1 protein-coding gene is annotated in these 335 nt (G+C 76.4%); it reads right to left on the reverse strand.

Annotated features, from left to right (window positions below; translation table 11 throughout):
* Window positions 1-155: 155 nt before the first annotated feature.
* Window positions 156-335: VOC family protein (locus tag D471_RS36880; protein ID WP_040691899.1), on the reverse strand; the 180-nt coding region annotated here is incomplete at its 5' end.

The following is a 335-nucleotide window of genomic DNA, read 5'->3' on the forward strand; positions in this document are numbered from 1 at the left end:
CGGGGCGCGCTCCCCGAGCGGATCCGCCCGGCCCGTCGGATCGGGCTCCTGGGCGGTGCGGTCGGCACGAGCGCCTCGGCCCCGTCCGGGTCGTCGCCGCTGCCGCTGGTCGTGGCCGGGGGCCTGCCGCTCGCGCCGTGAGACACGCCCCGATCTCAGTCGGGCGAGGGCGTGAGCAGCACGAACCCGGTCTGGAACGGATCGACGCACAGGGCCAGGCGCCCCACCCGGGGAACGTCGTCGGGGCCCATGACCACCTGACCGCCCGACGAGGTGGCCTGCGCAACGGCCACGTCGCAGTCGGTGACGGCGAAGACCGGATGCCAGTCCCCGCC

Source organism: Nocardiopsis lucentensis DSM 44048 (assembly GCF_000341125.1).
Lineage (GTDB): Bacteria > Actinomycetota > Actinomycetes > Streptosporangiales > Streptosporangiaceae > Nocardiopsis > Nocardiopsis lucentensis.